16 protein-coding genes are annotated in these 15,030 nt (G+C 53.3%); 1 reads left to right on the top strand and 15 read right to left on the bottom strand.

Going from position 1 to position 15,030, the window contains the following annotated elements:
• Positions 1 to 13: 13 nt before the first annotated feature.
• The 11 genes from GCWU000182_RS04870 to GCWU000182_RS04820 are packed head-to-tail and all read right to left on the bottom strand — an operon-like array spanning position 14 to position 10,509.
• Positions 14 to 913, bottom strand: a complete 900-nt coding sequence (locus GCWU000182_RS04870; protein ID WP_023391662.1) for a DUF7916 family protein — start codon at positions 911 to 913, stop codon at positions 14 to 16.
• A 1-nt stretch (position 914) separates the two neighbouring features.
• A complete protein-coding gene (locus GCWU000182_RS04865; protein ID WP_023391661.1) occupies positions 915 to 1,658 on the bottom strand; it encodes a copper homeostasis protein CutC in 744 nt (247 codons plus the stop codon).
• On the bottom strand, positions 1,655 to 2,830 hold the full coding sequence (locus GCWU000182_RS04860; protein WP_023391660.1) for a M20/M25/M40 family metallo-hydrolase: 1,176 nt from the start codon (positions 2,828 to 2,830) through the stop codon (positions 1,655 to 1,657). The genes GCWU000182_RS04865 and GCWU000182_RS04860 overlap by 4 nt, the downstream gene beginning before the upstream one ends.
• Before the next feature lie 2 nt (positions 2,831 to 2,832).
• Positions 2,833 to 3,795: a N(4)-(beta-N-acetylglucosaminyl)-L-asparaginase gene (locus tag GCWU000182_RS04855; RefSeq protein WP_023391659.1), complete on the bottom strand. Its 963-nt coding sequence runs from the start codon at positions 3,793 to 3,795 to the stop codon at positions 2,833 to 2,835.
• A gap of 28 nt (positions 3,796 to 3,823) precedes the next feature.
• Positions 3,824 to 4,927 (bottom strand): M42 family metallopeptidase, encoded by a 1,104-nt coding sequence (locus GCWU000182_RS04850; protein ID WP_023391658.1) that lies wholly within the window; start codon positions 4,925 to 4,927, stop codon positions 3,824 to 3,826.
• On the bottom strand, positions 4,917 to 5,927 hold the full coding sequence (locus tag GCWU000182_RS04845) for a M42 glutamyl aminopeptidase (protein ID WP_023391657.1): 1,011 nt from the start codon (positions 5,925 to 5,927) through the stop codon (positions 4,917 to 4,919). Before GCWU000182_RS04845 ends, GCWU000182_RS04850 begins: the two co-directional genes overlap by 11 nt.
• 10 nt (positions 5,928 to 5,937) lie before the next feature.
• Positions 5,938 to 6,444 (bottom strand): GrdB-related putative oxidoreductase, encoded by a 507-nt coding sequence (locus tag GCWU000182_RS04840; RefSeq protein WP_023391656.1) that lies wholly within the window; start codon positions 6,442 to 6,444, stop codon positions 5,938 to 5,940.
• 58 nt (positions 6,445 to 6,502) lie between these two features.
• Positions 6,503 to 7,855 carry a PTS sugar transporter subunit IIC gene (locus GCWU000182_RS04835; protein ID WP_023391655.1) on the bottom strand — a complete coding sequence of 451 codons (1,353 nt, stop codon included), beginning with the start codon at positions 7,853 to 7,855 and terminating at the stop codon, positions 6,503 to 6,505.
• A 35-nt stretch (positions 7,856 to 7,890) separates the two neighbouring features.
• Positions 7,891 to 8,217: a PTS sugar transporter subunit IIB gene (locus tag GCWU000182_RS04830; protein WP_023391654.1), complete on the bottom strand. Its 327-nt coding sequence runs from the start codon at positions 8,215 to 8,217 to the stop codon at positions 7,891 to 7,893.
• Positions 8,218 to 8,233: 16 nt separating this feature from the next.
• Positions 8,234 to 8,554, bottom strand: a complete 321-nt coding sequence (locus GCWU000182_RS04825; protein ID WP_023391653.1) for a PTS lactose/cellobiose transporter subunit IIA — start codon at positions 8,552 to 8,554, stop codon at positions 8,234 to 8,236.
• A 32-nt stretch (positions 8,555 to 8,586) separates the two neighbouring features.
• Positions 8,587 to 10,509, bottom strand: coding sequence for a BglG family transcription antiterminator (locus GCWU000182_RS04820; RefSeq protein ID WP_035364122.1), 1,923 nt, complete (start codon positions 10,507 to 10,509; stop codon positions 8,587 to 8,589).
• Between the two features lie 208 nt (positions 10,510 to 10,717).
• On the opposite strand from GCWU000182_RS04820, the gene GCWU000182_RS09595 reads away from it, so the two are divergent.
• The gene (locus tag GCWU000182_RS09595; RefSeq protein WP_023391651.1) at positions 10,718 to 11,623 is read left to right on the top strand and encodes a CPBP family intramembrane glutamic endopeptidase; all 906 of its coding nucleotides are present in this window, start codon (positions 10,718 to 10,720) and stop codon (positions 11,621 to 11,623) included.
• A gap of 71 nt (positions 11,624 to 11,694) precedes the next feature.
• Here the strand turns inward: GCWU000182_RS09595 and GCWU000182_RS04810 are convergent, their stop codons facing one another.
• The 4 genes from GCWU000182_RS04810 to GCWU000182_RS04795 form a co-directional block, all read right to left on the bottom strand.
• Positions 11,695 to 12,351, bottom strand: coding sequence for a YoaK family protein (locus GCWU000182_RS04810; protein ID WP_023391650.1), 657 nt, complete (start codon positions 12,349 to 12,351; stop codon positions 11,695 to 11,697).
• A 72-nt stretch (positions 12,352 to 12,423) separates the two neighbouring features.
• Positions 12,424 to 13,941 (bottom strand): ATP-binding cassette domain-containing protein, encoded by a 1,518-nt coding sequence (locus GCWU000182_RS04805; RefSeq protein ID WP_023391649.1) that lies wholly within the window; start codon positions 13,939 to 13,941, stop codon positions 12,424 to 12,426.
• Positions 13,942 to 14,303: 362 nt separating this feature from the next.
• Positions 14,304 to 14,495: a CsbD family protein gene (locus GCWU000182_RS04800; protein ID WP_023391648.1), complete on the bottom strand. Its 192-nt coding sequence runs from the start codon at positions 14,493 to 14,495 to the stop codon at positions 14,304 to 14,306.
• 107 nt (positions 14,496 to 14,602) lie between these two features.
• Positions 14,603 to 15,025: a GNAT family N-acetyltransferase gene (locus GCWU000182_RS04795; protein ID WP_023391647.1), complete on the bottom strand. Its 423-nt coding sequence runs from the start codon at positions 15,023 to 15,025 to the stop codon at positions 14,603 to 14,605.
• Between the last annotated feature and the right edge of the window lie 5 nt (positions 15,026 to 15,030).

The raw sequence follows: 15,030 nt of genomic DNA, 5'->3' as shown, positions 1-15,030 counted from the left end.
TACTTTTGCTTTCTTAACGAATGGCGGAGCCGGCCACACGGCTCACCGTATGCCGCATGCCCCTTATGGCCACTGATAAGGCGAAGATATTTTCCACATTGGCCAAGCCGCCAAAGCCTGCGTCGCCAATATGTTGAATATCCACGCCAGCCACCTTATTGCGAATGGCAATGTCTTCCACCACCCGCGGGCTGCTAGATTCCTGGCTGGTCCCGATAGCGGATAGGACTAGGACATCGTGAGCGTGGGCGTATTTGACGATAGCCACCAGCTCATCATCGGTAAAGCCCGGCACTGTTCCCACGGCCGGCACCAGCAGAATGTCGGTCCCGGCCTCGATGAAGTCCTTAGCCGTTTCAATGCTGGCCACTGGCTCCTTGGACCCTGCCCCATGCATTTTCCCGGCAATGACCAGACCTGAGAAATGTTGCTTGGCCACCTTGACATAGTGGGCAATCTCCTTATTAGTTACCCCCGTTCCAGGGTTACCCGTCAGGCAAATGAAGTCTAAACCTAGGCGGTCGGCCGCTTCTAGGGTCTCAACTGAGCAGGTCCGGCCTTTAGGCAGAACATTACGCGCCTCCACCATAATGGCGTCGGCATCGACTGGCTCTAGGTTGGCCCCAATAGGGCGACCCGACAGTGCTTTGAGTCGGCGAATGGGATCTTCTGCCCCCTGATCCAGGCCACAAATGACAGGATTAAGGACATCTAGGCCATTCAAGAGCATGAGGTCTGCCCCGAAGGCTTTAGCGATTTCCGCATTGGTCAAGTTGCTGATATAGGCAGGCACTGGCGCCACCATTTCACAACAAACGGTTCGGCCTTCAGCGGCCCAGATGGCTTGCTTGAGTTCTTCTGCACTGTAGCCAGCATAGTCGCTGGGTAGGCATTCTAATACACGTCTTACCATATTACTCCTTCTTTCCTAGTGCTTGGCCTAGCGCACGGGCTAGGTCCGGGTCTGCCCCTTCATAGGCGCCTCGAGAATCGTAGGCAAATGAAACGGAGCCTTGCTGGGTCGTAGGGTCTTGGTACCAGGTCTTGAAGCTACCGTGGACTTGTTGAATGCCCGTATAGGCCACCAAGTCCGCCGCATTAGCCAAATTCAGGCCGGCTCCCATGACAAATTCAATGTCAGCGCCATATTGGGCTTGATAATGGGCCAGTCGGTCTCGCCCTTCCTCAATGCTTCGCGCTCCACCACTGGTCAAAATTCGCTGGCAACCTAGCTTAATCAAGCCTTCAATGGCTTGGTCAGGCTGGGCCACCACATCAATGGCCCGGTGGAAGACCGACTGGGCGCCATGGGTCTGACAGAGCTCAATCAGGGCTTGGTTGGCATCCCAATTAAGCTGACCCGTCTCAGTTAGACAGCCAAAGGCTAGGCCACGAGCACCGGCTCTCAACAAGGCTTGGCCTTCTGCTAGCATTTGCCTGATTTCCAGCTTATCATAGGCGAAGCCACCGCCACGTGGGCGGACCATGCAGATGATTGGCAGGGTCACGCCATTGGCCTTGGCTAATTCCAGACAGGCCACCGTTGGCGTCAGCCCTCCCAGGGCCAGGGCGCTGTTGAGCTCAATCCGGTCCAGGCCAGCTTCTTGAGCAATCAGACAATCTCTGACACTGCCGGCACACAACTCGATTAGGGTCATGGACTTGCCTCCTCCACTTCTTGTTCTAGCTGCCACAAGGCCAGTAAGGCCTGGCTATAAATTTTTAAATCAGTCTCTAAATCCTCAATGCCTAGCCACTCATGTGGCAAATGGGCAATGTCCCGTTGGCCCGGGAAGGAAGGCCCATAGGCCACGATGTTAGGTACAAACTTGGCATAGGTGCCCCCTGTGGTTGTGACGGGCTCAAGGGCTTGGCCGGTCACCTGATTGTAGACCTGCTGCAAAGCTTCAATATAAGGCGACTGCTTGTCCTTGAGGACGGGCGCCCAATGGCTGAGGACTTCTAGCAGGGCCCCCTCAGGTAGATGCGTCCTGATTTGGGCCAGAATCTCTTCCTGACTGCAGGCCCCCGGATAGGCCATGGACCAGGCCACCCAAGGCCGTCCCTGCGTCAGGCCCAGCTGGTAGCCCCTTAGCATCATGCGGCCAAAGTCCTGGTCTTCATAGGCGATGCCCAGCTCCCGACCATCCTTGGTGCCGGTCAGCAGATAGGCATTGACAAAGTCAAAGAGGCTGGCCACTTGATCCGAATCCACGCTAAGGGCTAGCCGCAAACGCCCTCGCTCACCATAGACGACCGGCCATTTGCAATCTGGCGTCCAACCGAAGAGTGGCGCTGCTTCCTGGGCCAGATAATGCTGGATGCAGCCAAAACCAGTCTCCTCATTGGTCCCAAAAACCACTCGAATGGGATGGCGGAAGTGATAGCCTAGGCATTTGAGGGCATAAAGGGCATAGAGATTAGCCAGAATCGGCCCCTTATTATCTAGGACACCACGCCCCTCGTAGCGACCTTGTGCTTGATTCTTTCTTAGGGTCCAGGGATCCTGCCGCCAGCCTTGGCCGGCCGGCACCACATCCACATGCCCGAAAATACCATAATAGCCAGCACCTGAGGTCGCCTGGTTAGGGTCAGGCGACCACTGGGCATAGCCAACCTTATGGTCTAAATTGACCGTCTCAAAGCCCATGGCTTTGGCCCGGTCTAGCACCCAGTCCAGGGCAGCCTTAGGTCCAGGACCATAGGGAGCGTCTGGCTCCGCCGGTCCCTGCACACTGGGAATGGCTACCAGTTGGGCTAGGTCCTGCCAGTATTGGGGCAGCAAGTCTTCCAACAAGTCATAGAGTGCTTGAATTTGCTTGAGGGTCATGCCTACTTCACCTCCAGGGGCCGCATGCGTTGACGCACATAGTCGTCTAGCCATTCCTGACTCGCCCGCTCCAATTCCATCTGGCCAGAAGCCAGCGGATGCAGGCGGTAGACGGTCAAAGGCGTGGTCTTGCTGGCCACCACGAAGGAGAAGTTGTCAATATTGGTCGCAGACCCCCACTGACCCTTGGCGTTCATGGCCACCACCGACAAATCGCCGGCTTGGCCGCGTTGTGCTCTCAGACGTCTGTCTAAGTCATAAACGGCCTTTTCGCAGGCCTCTTGGGGAGGGTAGCCCGCAGCCATCAGCTGAACGATGGCGTAGGACAGGACCCCTTTCATCAAATCTTCCCCTAGGCCAGTAGCGGTGGCTCCTCCAATCTGGGAGTCCACATAGAGACCCGAGCCAATCATAGGCGAGTCGCCTACCCGGCCGGGATGCTTCATGAAGAGGCCACTAGTCGAAGTACCCGCTACCATGTGATCATGGCCATCCAGGGCCACCATGCCCACCGTGTCATGGCCGTCGTAGGCAGCTAGGCCTTGTTCTTGAGCCAACTCCACCTGGCGATTGTGATAGTGAATTTGAGCCCGGTCTGTCAGCATTTCTTTGGCTTCAAAGCCATGGTCTAGGGCATATTGGCGGGCACCTTGGGCGACCAAGACATTATTGACCGGCTCCTGGCTGAGGCGGCGCGCCACCCCAATGGGATTAGCAATATCCTGAAGCCCGCAAACAGCCCCAAAGTCCAGGCGACTGCCGTCCATATAGGCGGCATCTAATTCTACCTGGCCTTGGCGATTAGGCAGACCGCCATAACCGACGGATTTATAATAAGGAAAGTCTTCGACGGCCTTGATGGCTTGCTCAATGGCGTCACCCGCAGAGCCACCGACTGCCAGACTAGGCAGGGTTTCCTGGACTCCTTCTAGGGCCATCCGCCAGGTTGCAATGATTCCCCACATGGCTATCACCTTCTTTCTGTCATTGATTCTATACTTGATAATGATAATTTTGGTCCAGCAGCTGCTGGTAGATAGCCGGCGTCAAGTCCCGCGCCACGGCCACCATGAGGCGATAGGCCGCTAGGACATCAGCCCGATGCAAAATGCCCCGATGGGTATGCATATAGCGCATGGGAAGGGACAGGGTCGTCGCCAGAATCCCGGTCTGGGACTTATGGATATTACCCGCATCCGTCCCCCCATCTAGGAAGCAACCTAATTGATAAGGAATGCCCTCTCGCTGGCAGATTCCCTCTAGATAACGCAAGAGGCCCCGGTGGGTTACGGTCATATTATCGGCCACCGTCAGGGAGACGCCTTTGCCTAGCTTAATAGGATTGTGGTCGGCTGGCGTATCGCCTGCCAAGCAGGTATCGACGGCCAGGGCAATGTGGGGCTTGACGGCTTGGGCCACGGTCCGCGCCCCCCGCAAGCCCACTTCTTCTTGAACGGTTGCCCCCAGGGTCACCTTGTTGGGACAAGAACCCTGAGCCAGGTCCTGCATGGTCCAGACTCCCAAAGCCACACTGACCCGATTATCGAAGGCCTTGGCAGCCAGATAGTCAGGATTGGCCAAAGCCTGGAAAGTGGTCACCGGGCAAACCCAGTCCCCCACCTCAATACCCAGAGCTCGGACCTGGTCGCGGTTGTGCACCCCCAGATCCAAATAGACCCGGTCCATGGGCACCACTTGCTGGCGCTGTTCAGGGCTGAGACTGTGCACTTGCGGGCCGGCCAGAATCCCCGTGTAGACTCGGCCATCTTGGGTGAAGACCTGGGCTTCTTGTTGCAAGAGGGTATGGGACCAGGAGCGCCCCACTTCCTGAATGAAGACATAGCCGGCCTCATCAATGGCCCGCACCACCCAACCGATTTCATCCATGTGGGTGGAAAAGAGCAAGGACAAGGGTGACCGGGACTGACCTGCTAGACTGTAGAGGCCAGACCCCAAGGGGTCGGTGCCTTGCTGGCACATGGTCAGCTGCCGGTCCAGGTAGGCCCGAATGCCTGCCTCATGGCCTGACACTCCGGGTAAGCAACATAAATCCGACAGGACTTGCCAGTCCACCTGACCTTGAGCTTTAGTGGTCATGAGGGCCACCTCCCCGACTGCCAAAGCCAAAGTCTTGGACTTGGGCTGGGGTCAGTTGGCTCAAGAAGGCCACCAGGGTGTCTCGCACGGGCTCGAAACTAGCTGGATCCAGACACTGATAAAGGCCTGGCGACTGGAGGAGCGGCAAGGCAATAACCAAGGTCGGTGCCCCCACCCCTGTCTTATGGATAAAGGCCCCATCGGTCCCGGCCTCTTGAACCTGGCCCTTGACTTGGTAACCCAGCTCCTGGGCCACTTTGCGAATGGCTTCCAACAAGGCCGTGTTAGGTAAGAGGGTCTTATCAAAATAACGCAAATAGAGACACTTAGGGTCATAGTCAGAAGCAGGAACCGGACTAGCATCTAGCACCAGGGCCAAGTCTGGTTGAATAAGATTGGTGGCGGTAATGGCCCCCCGAGTCCCCACTAGGGACTGGCTAATGCCACCCACAGCCAACTCATAGGCAATCTTGTCTTGAAGTTGGCGACTCATATCCAGTATCAGCTCTAGGCTGGCCCGATTGGCCAAGTTACGACCTAGCCAGGCGCCCCCAGCTATTTGCCGGCGGGAAAAGTCTAAGACAAAGCTGTCCCCTACTTGGATGCCCAAGTCAGCCACTTGCTGGGCTGAGGCCGCACCTAGCGCTAGATAGGGCTGTCCCTCTACCAGGACCCCATAGCCCAGATGAGGCACATGGTCCCGGGTTAAGAGGCGGACCACTTGGTTGACATAATCGGTCTTCTGATAGCGGCCTAGGGCCACAAAGTCCAAGAGGCCATCCGGACGAATGGCTTGAATCAGACCGCCATTTTCATCCAGGTTAGTGGTCAGCATGACCCGAAAGGGCGCCTGCTCCCTTGGCTTGAGGCCCAAGACGGAGCCCAGTTGATCCCGATAGAGACTGAGCCCTTGGTCGGTCAGGGCTTGGGCCAGGGCTTGATGCAGGTCGAATTCATCTCCCGACAAGGCGGGTAAATCATAGAAGGCTGTCCAATCCATAAGGCACCTCCTAGTGGAAGAAGTGAGGCCAATCGGCCTCTGCTGGGCCACTGAGAATTTCAGCAATATGGTGCAGGGCATCCGTCAGCCCTACCCCGCCCTTCTTAGGCATCTGGATTATTTTAACCTGGTCCTTGTAGCGGTCGACCACGGCCTCATTTTCGGCGGAGCAGGCCACATAGGTGCGGACCGGCGTCTGGTCTTGAATATAGGCCGCGACTTCGGCCGCCATCTGGGCGTAGGTGTCGTAGTTGAAGCAAGGGCCACACAAGAGGACATCAGGTTGCGCCTTTTTCATGAGATTGGCAATCTTGTGTAAGACTTCTTCCTTATTAGCCTGAAAATAATCAGGCCCGCAGTAGACGGTCGCCAGGACCTTGAGATCGTGAGCCGCGAAGACGTCCTTAAACATGAGATAAGAACCAATCCCGCCCTTTTCCAATCCCAGTGGCGTGTTGGGGCGTTCCTTGCCCCCATAACCGGCCTGAATTTGGTCGAATAATAGGATTACTTTCATCCTTATTCCCTCCTCAGCAAAAAGAGTTCAGCAGGATAGGGCTGAACTCTTCAGTTGTCTATAAATCATCGAAGGACAAGTCGTCCAAGGAAATATCATCTAAATCGTCTTTAAGGTCTTGAACTGGTTTCTCTTCTTCAGCCAAGAATTGACGGTCCATTACCTTGAAGAATGGATAGTAGATCAGGCAGTCGATGACAATTAAGATAATTTGCCAGAAGCCGGCAATCAGGTGCCCAGTAGCCAACCAACCAGAGAAGAAGAATGGGGTTGTCCATGGGATGCTGACCCCGGTAGTTCGTGGCAGAATACCGATAACTGTTGCGATAATGGATAAAATGGTGTTAACCAGTGGTGTTGCAAGGAATGGCACCAACATAATTGGGTTGAGTACGACTGGTAGCCCGAAGATAATCATTTCGTTAATCCCGAAAATCCCAGGTACAATGGCCAAACGACCCAAGGTCTTCATACGTTTGGACTTGGCAATCCCCACCATGAGGAAGACCAAAGCCAAGGTAGAACCCCCACCCCCGAAGTTAGTGAAGAAGTTACTGAAACCGTTGGTGAAGATGTTAGGCAATGGCAAGCCATTCTTGAAGGCTTCCAAGTTTTCAGTCGTCAAGGCCAGACCAATTGGCGCGAAGACCGTATTGGTAACGGCTGGCCCATTAATCCCGAAGAACCAGAAGAAGGTGGACAGGAACTGGGTCAGTGGTTCTAGGAAGACGCTGCGTCCAATCCCTAAGAGTGGTGCTTGCAGGTTGGTATAGATAAAGGTGTGGGCATAGTGATAATCTGTGAGTGAGAAGCCCAGGTAAACCAAGAAGAAGGTTAACATGGCAAAGAGCGAAGGAATCAAAGCCGCGAAGGATTGAGAAACTGCTGGTGGCACCCCGTCAGGCATCTTGATGACCCAACCCTTACGCTCAATGGCTACAAAGATGCGGACCGAGATAATGGCCGTAATCATAGCTACGAACATGCCGGCGGACCCCATATTAGTGTTAGCCAAGCCATTGAAGACCTTGCCGGCTTCGTTAGTGAAGGCAGGATGGGATTTAGGTGTCAGAATCAAGAAGCAGACAACGGAAATGGCTGCCCCTGCAATAGGGTCAGATTCCAGCTGACGGGCATAGGCATAACCAATCCCGATAGAACCTAAGAGGGCGATGACACTGAAGGTGGAATCAATCACAGCATCCATGTGGTTTTCCCAACCTTGGCCGAAGAATTGGGCCATAAAATCGGTATACCCTTCAATTGGGAAGTTACCAGCTAAAATGAAGAAGGAAGCGACAATAATGAGTGGCGTGGTCACCAAGAAACCATCACGAATGGCAATTAATACCTTATTATTGCTGAGTTTCTCGGCTGTTCCGCCCATGACTTTTTCAAGATTTGCAAACATGTGACTTACCTCTTTTCTTATAATGAGATCTGTACTTAGCCTTGCTTGTTCTGCTTGAGTAATTGAATGGCGCGCTTGAGAATGCGTTCGCCATTGACGTTACCATAATCGTCTAGGTTCATAACTTCAACGGGAATGCCTTGAGGCTCGTATTTGTCCCGGGTGGCATTGAATTTGTATTTGACTTGAGGCCCTAACAGGATAACATCGGGATGATATTGTTCCACGATGATATCTAGCTTAGAATCTGAGAAGGCCTTGACTTCAATGGGCAGGTTGTGGTCGTCTGCCACGGCCTGCATACGGCTGGCAACCAGGCTGGTCGACATGCCGGCACTACAGAATAAATAGACACGTTTCATGGTATTTCCTCCTAATCTAGGTGGTGAGCTGGTCCAAACGTTGATAGAGGGCCAGAACTTCTTCGGCTGTCACCTTGAGCAGTTCAGCACTCATGAGTTGATCTTCGGCATGAACTAACAAGAGCGAGAAAGGTGGATGGTCCCCTGCCGCATCCGCCTGCAAGAGGTCGAAATGCTGATCATGACCGGCAATCCGTTGGCTCTCCCCTTGTTCAATGGCCGCCTGGGCTTGGGCGAAGTCGCCTGTCCGGGCTAGCGCCATGGCTTCCATGAAGGAAGATCGGGCGGATCCCAAGGAAGAAATCATCTTGAAGAATACCAACTCTAAGTCATCCATACCATTACCTCCTTTCCTATAAAATAAACTTGCTAACGAGATGGATGGGGAAATTCGCCCACGATAGCGGCCAAGAAGTCGTCGCGACTGCTAGCGGCTAAGAGGGACTTGAGCTGACGCGGATGGGCTAGGCACTGGCCTAGCCATTTGAAGAAGACCTGGGTGAAGGCCCAGTCACTGTCCTTAAGCGCCAATAAAATGACTAGTTTAACAGGGTAGCGGCCCCACTCAATGGGACTGGCTAGGTTGGCAATGGCTAACACAGACTGGTGACTGTGAGCTTGCAAGGGATGGGGGATGGCCAAGGCATAGTCAAAGTCCGTCGACGATAGGGCTTCGCGCTCCAAGACCGAAGGCAGAAAGTCCGGCGTCACATAACCGGCTTGGGCCAAATCCTGGGCCATGAGGGTCAGGACTTGCTCGGGACTGCTGGCCTGCAGGTCTTGATAGAAGAAGCGTGACTCCAGAAAGTCCCCCAATTGTAGGGCCAGCTGGATGGCTATCTGACGCTGTTCTACTTGGTTAAGCAAACTGACCAAGGCTAGCTCATCTTCCTCATTGAAGAAGGTAGAGACCTGCAAGGTCGGGAGCCCAAAACTCTGAGCTAGCGGCATAAAACTAATGACTAAGTCAACCGGCTGATGCAGGAGCTGGGCTTCACTGACATAATCATATTGGGCTAGAATTTCCAGCCGGTGGCCGAAGCTAGCCTTGAGCCGGTCGATTGAAGATTGCATAAGGGGATAGTGTTGGGGCGCCAACAAAATAGCTCGCGCCTTCCATGGTCGCTCCAGGCGAGAATAGGAGCTACCAATATGGACGGCAATCAGCCCGATTTCGGCTTCGGATAAGACCACGCCTAGACGGGCACCCAACCAGGTACTGACCGTTACCGCCAGGTCGAAGACCAGGGGATACTGGCGTTTCATATCTTGTAGGAAGAGATTGGGCAGCTCCACCTGATAATGGAGGCGTTCGATTAGCCCTTGAAGGTGGAGATGGAAGCGATCCTTAAAGTCGGCATCACTAAGAAAATCCAAGCCCACCAAGTCTTGTAGGTGCTGGCCCAAGTCTTGGACCAAACGGGTCAAATCCAGGGGCCGGCCCTGATAGATGACCTGTGAGGCCAGATCATGCATGGCCTGATAAGCTTCCAGCAGACGGCCAATACTATAGGCTTCAGAGGCTGGAATCCGACACTTATATTGCTTACCCACCCCCTGCAAAAACTTGCGAGCTAGGGCTTCTTCCTTAGGCACCAGAGGCGGTAGGTCCTGACGATGATAGAGAAATTGCCCGGCCAACATACGCTGAACCGCAATCCCGACGTGCAGGAGTAAGATGGGTAAACTGGCAGGCCGAAGCTGATAGTCTGCCTGCTTGAGTAGGCCTTGGAAATAGTGGGCCACCCAGACCATGTCAAACTCTTCGTATATGGCTAAGACCTTATCCAGATTCAAGAAATCACCCTGAAGTTCCGAGGTCAAGAGCTCCCGATAGAGTCGACGTTTCTGGAATTCAGGGCCCTTAAGCTGCCAGCCCTTGACATCATGTTCTAGGTCTAAATCCGGGTAGGCCCCCACCAACTGACCGACTTGATGCAAGTCCATGGTTAGGGTTTGGGGACTGACATAGAGGTCTTGGCTCAGATCCTTGAGGGTCTGAGGCTGACTGTCAGCCAATAGGAGTTTGAGTATATAATGTAGCCTTTCTTCCTGACTCTGTGGCAGGCCCAGAGGACTGGGCTGATTGGAATCTTCCAGGGCTTGGGCCACTAGCCGATAACCCTTGTGGTGATGGGTCTGGATGGCCCCGGGATAGTCTTGCTTTAACTTGTTCATATCAGAGCGAATGGTCCGGTCGGAGACGCCCAACAAAGCCGCCAGGTCCCGTCCCTTGAGCCAGCCTTGTGACTGGGCCAGGATGACCATGAGCTGTTCCTGTCGTGTCTGCATAAGCGCCCTCCTCCTAGGCTGTGACATCGCTTTCTCTCAATTCTATTATAACATTTTATGTGCCATCTAATCGCTAAAGTTATTTCCTAAGCCTAGGAAATGGGCGAAAAATCAAGAAAAGTATGGAACTGATTCCGAGATTGGCTGATTTTTTACATTTGCCTTGACCTGCCAAGAGCCTTATACTAGAAGAAAAGGAGGTGGCTTAATGCCATTTATCAAAGCTAAATCAAGCCAAGCATCCGGTTGGGGCTGGATGCTTTCCATGCTGGCCTTCCCCCTCTTGTTTCACTACCTTCAGGACTGGCAGACCAAGGCCACCCTATGGGGCATCACACACCCCCGCTTCCAAATCCTCAATTGGACCCACCCCGACTTGGTGGCCCCACTCTTAAACGTCTTGGCCCTCTTTTCGACCTTGATTCCCCTCTTGGGATTCGCCCTCTACGGTTGGACCCTGGGCAGACGGTCCTGGGAGTCTATGGGCTTCAAGCGTCCCTTGATTGGCCCCTATCTATTGGGCTTTATCCTGGGTGGGCTACAACTGCTGGCCTGCCTCATCATCCCCGCCTTGCTAGGCCACTTATCGCTAGAGCGCATTAGTCAGACGCCCGTCTTAGTGACCCTACTCTATCTAGCCGGCTTCCTGGTTCAGGGGCTGAGCGAAGAAGTCATCTGCCGGGGCTATCTCATGAATGGCCTGGCCCTACGCTTTCCAACCTGGCTAGCGGTCCTGGCCAACTCCCTGATTTTTGCCGCAATGCATTTGGGTAATCCCAATGTCTCATCCCTGGCTCTGGTCAACCTGACCCTGGCCGGCCTGACCTTCTCCCTCCTCTTCGCCTATACGGAAAATATCTGGTTTGTGGGGGCGGCCCATTCAGCTTGGAACTTTGTGCAAGGGCCTGTTCTGGGTATCCAAGTATCAGGCATGAGCCTGCCTTTTCCTATCTGGCGCACCCGCCTAGAAAGCCCTAAGCTCTGGACTGGTGGCGACTTTGGACTAGAAGGTGGTCTCTACTGTCTGATCATCGAAGTTCTGGCCATTCTAATCCTAATCTACCTAGTCAAGGCCAAGGCACAGAAAAAAGTTCAACTAGAAGCAAAAAGCTGAGACTAAGTCTCAGCTTCTTTTTTACCAAACTAAAATCCCCTTACAGCCTATATACTATAAGGGGATTTTGCTTAGGCTGCTTGATGACAGTGGCGGAGGATAAAGTAATAGGTCCCCGTCACCAGATAGGCCAGAGCCAAGACCAAAATCATGCTGATAGCAGAATGATTAAGCCAGATATAGGTTAGGAGCCCTCCTACTAGGAAGCAGGCAATGCTTGCCATGTAGAAGATGATCTTGTGGCCGTCTTCCTTATAGCCCCGCAAGTAACGTCCTAGCGCAAAGCCCGTATCAGTCAGGTAACCCGTAAAATGCGAACTGCGGACAATCATGCCACGATAGTAGATAAACATACCATTTTGGGTCCCCATACCGAAGGCCAAGAGATAGAGCCAGCTAGCCTGCCAGTTGAGGGCATAGCTTAAACCCAATAAGAGGCCAAAGCTAATCAACAAAACACCGTAACGGTTGCCTAGGCGGAAGGCTTTATCAGAGAATAAGAGGCCGCTTAAAATGCTCCCAGCTATAAAGGCCAGCAAGGTCAAGGCCAGACGGCTGGTCGCTTCCCCATCCCCCCGTGCTAAGGCCAGTACAAGTTGGGTCAGATTGCCCGTCATATGGGTCGATGGCGTAGCCACCAGCCACAGCGTCGTCACGTTGACCGCCCCCGCCAGGCTACTGAGTAAGCCAATCCAAATGGCTAGCAGGATTCCTTTAGGCTCTTTCATTGCTTTACTCCTCTCAAGTTCAATGCCTATTCATTCTATCACAAAGACCTAACCCTCAACAAGGCAAGCCCGCTATTGATTCTCAGTCGGTTCTAAAATTAGACGCCGGTCGCAGACTTGGTCCAGGAAGAGTTGGTCATGGGAAACTGCCAGAATAGCCCCGGGGAAGTCGCGAAAAATTTGCCTTACTTCAGCTTGAGACAAGGGCGAGAAATTGCGGCTAGGCTCATCCAGTAACAAGACATTGACTTCCATTAGATTCAACTTAAGCAGGAGCAACTTGGCCTGCTGGCCCCCAGACAGTTGGCTAATGGGATGACGCATCTCTTCAGGGTCGAAGCGTAGACTGCCCAGATAGGTCATAAGCTTAGTCTTCTCCTCCTGACTGCCGGACTCCTGAAGAAAGTCCAAGGGCGTCTGATCCTGAGGCAGAACCTGGCGATAATCTTGGGGCATATAGCCCAGACGAAGGCCTGGCCGGTCTGTCAGCCAGTCACGGACTTGCTTGAGTAGGGTAGATTTACCCACCCCATTGGGGCCCACCAGTCCAATTTTCTCCTGGCCTCGCCACTCCAGGGTCAGGGGTTGAGTCAGGGCGCGCCCTTCTAGGCGGACCACATAGTCCGGCTGGTTAATCAGCCATTTGCTGGCGGGCAAGGGATGGGGACAAGGCAATTTGACCAGGATGGCATCCTCTTGAATGGGAATCTCCAGCATGTCCTCAGCCTGACGCTCCAAGCGCCGGCCAACAGACTTAACGTTGCGCATTTTTTTAGCCAAGAGACGACCCAGGCTAGAATCATGGGCCTGACGCAATTGATGCTGGACCTTGTCATGCATTTGCCGATGTCGGGCTTCCTGCTTGGCCTGCTCCTCCTGCTGCTTGCGGGCCAGCTGACCCTGACGCTGGAACTGGGCATCTCGTTGATTGCGATAGGTCTCATAGTCCAGATTGACCAGATGAACCCGGCTGGCCTTGTGATTATTGATCGTCTCAATATGCAGAATGCGATTGGCCACTTGAGACAGGAAGGCCTCATCATGGGAAATAAAGAGGACCGCTACCGGCAAACTAGCCAGGGTCCGACTGAGCCAGTCCAGTGTGGCCAAGTCCAAGTCATTGGAAGGCTCATCCAAGAGCAGACAGTCCGGCTCCAAGGCCAGGGTCCGGGCCAACTGCAACTTGAGCTTCTCTCCCCCTGACAGAGTCCCCATGAGCTGCTGGCTGGTGAGCCGATCGGGGTCAAAGCCTAATTGGCTGACTAGCTGATAGAAGTAACCATAGTCTATTTGCTCAGCCAAGACCGGATCAAAGCAATAAGCCTCGATGGTCAAACCTTCATCCTGGGCTGGGAAAGTCTGGCCAATCCAGACCGTCCGGCCAAAGGAATTAGAACAAGTGCCGGTCACCTCGACATAAGGCAGGGGCGCATCCGGCTGCCTGAGCCAGTTCAAGAGCGAGGACTTGCCGCAGCCTTCCTCGCCAATCAGGGCTAGCTTGTCGCCTGGCTTCAAGTCAAAGGACAGGGAAGGAATTAAGACCTTGAGGTCTTGTTGATGGGTCATGGTAAAATTTTCAACGTGTAACATCTGCTACCTCCTATATAAAAAGGGACCGATGCCCTATCTAGCGTCGGTCCCTGTTGGAAGCAAATGGAATAAGCCAAAGAAAGAGTCTGCGCCCTCATATAAGCTGCGCCTGCCCTAACTGCTTGTACCTCTTCACTAAAATTGACCGCACTAAATAAAGCCATCTTGATCCTTTATTTAGTAATTGACAATTTTAGTTAACTTTCATCGGCACAAGTACCTCCTTGGTGAATTACCTTTAGTATACGCTTACTTGGCGGGGAATGCAAGTCATTTATTAACCTAGCCTCTCTTCATCCAAGCACAAAAAAGCACCCCTAGTTATGAGGGGTACTGGTGATGCTAAGCTTGTTTTACTTGGATTATTTGCCCAAGGAATTTTTGATGCCTTCCACTGCACCTTTGGCAGCTTCAGCCACGTCATGAGCCACTTCTTTGGCTTTACTAACTACGCCTTCTACGACGCCTTCAGTTTCAAGGCCTTTGTCGCCAGTTACTTTACCTGCCACTTCCTTGGCTTTGCCAGCAGCTTGGTCGAGTTTATCTTCCAACATCTCAGTCCCCTCCTTTCTACTATGATGACTTTAGTCTACCACGTTAAGGTCCCCAGTACGAATTATTTGCCTAGCCATAGCAAATAAAAAGAGACTAGGACAGCGTCCTAATCTCCTTGATTGGCTAAAAATCCAGTTAGCTCCGCCTGGGCAAAGCCCACTAGGCCGCGGCGGTCATACCATTCCCGGACAGACTGGTTCCAAGGCGTGGTGTCCGTCACCAGGAAGACCTGACGATAGGTCTGGCTAGCTTCCTGAATTCGATTCAGCAATTGTCGGCCTATGCCCTGCTTCTGATAGGCTGGCAGAACTAAGATGTCTTGGATCAAGGCCACATAGTGGCCATCTCCCACTGTACGCACCAGCCCCACTAGCTGGTCTTGGTCCCAGGCGCTGATGACATCTTGAGAAGCCGCCAGCATCTGACCCAGGTCAGATACCTGGTCTAGGTAGGCTGTCCAACCGACTGCCTGATAGAGCGTCCGCAACTGAGCATCAGAAATCTCCTTATCATGACAATATTCAATCATCTTGA

The sequence above is a fragment of the Abiotrophia defectiva ATCC 49176 genome (assembly GCF_000160075.2).
Classification (GTDB): domain Bacteria; phylum Bacillota; class Bacilli; order Lactobacillales; family Aerococcaceae; genus Abiotrophia; species Abiotrophia defectiva.
Note: the sequence above shows the minus strand (reverse complement) of the source record. Positions and strands in the feature narration are given on the sequence as shown.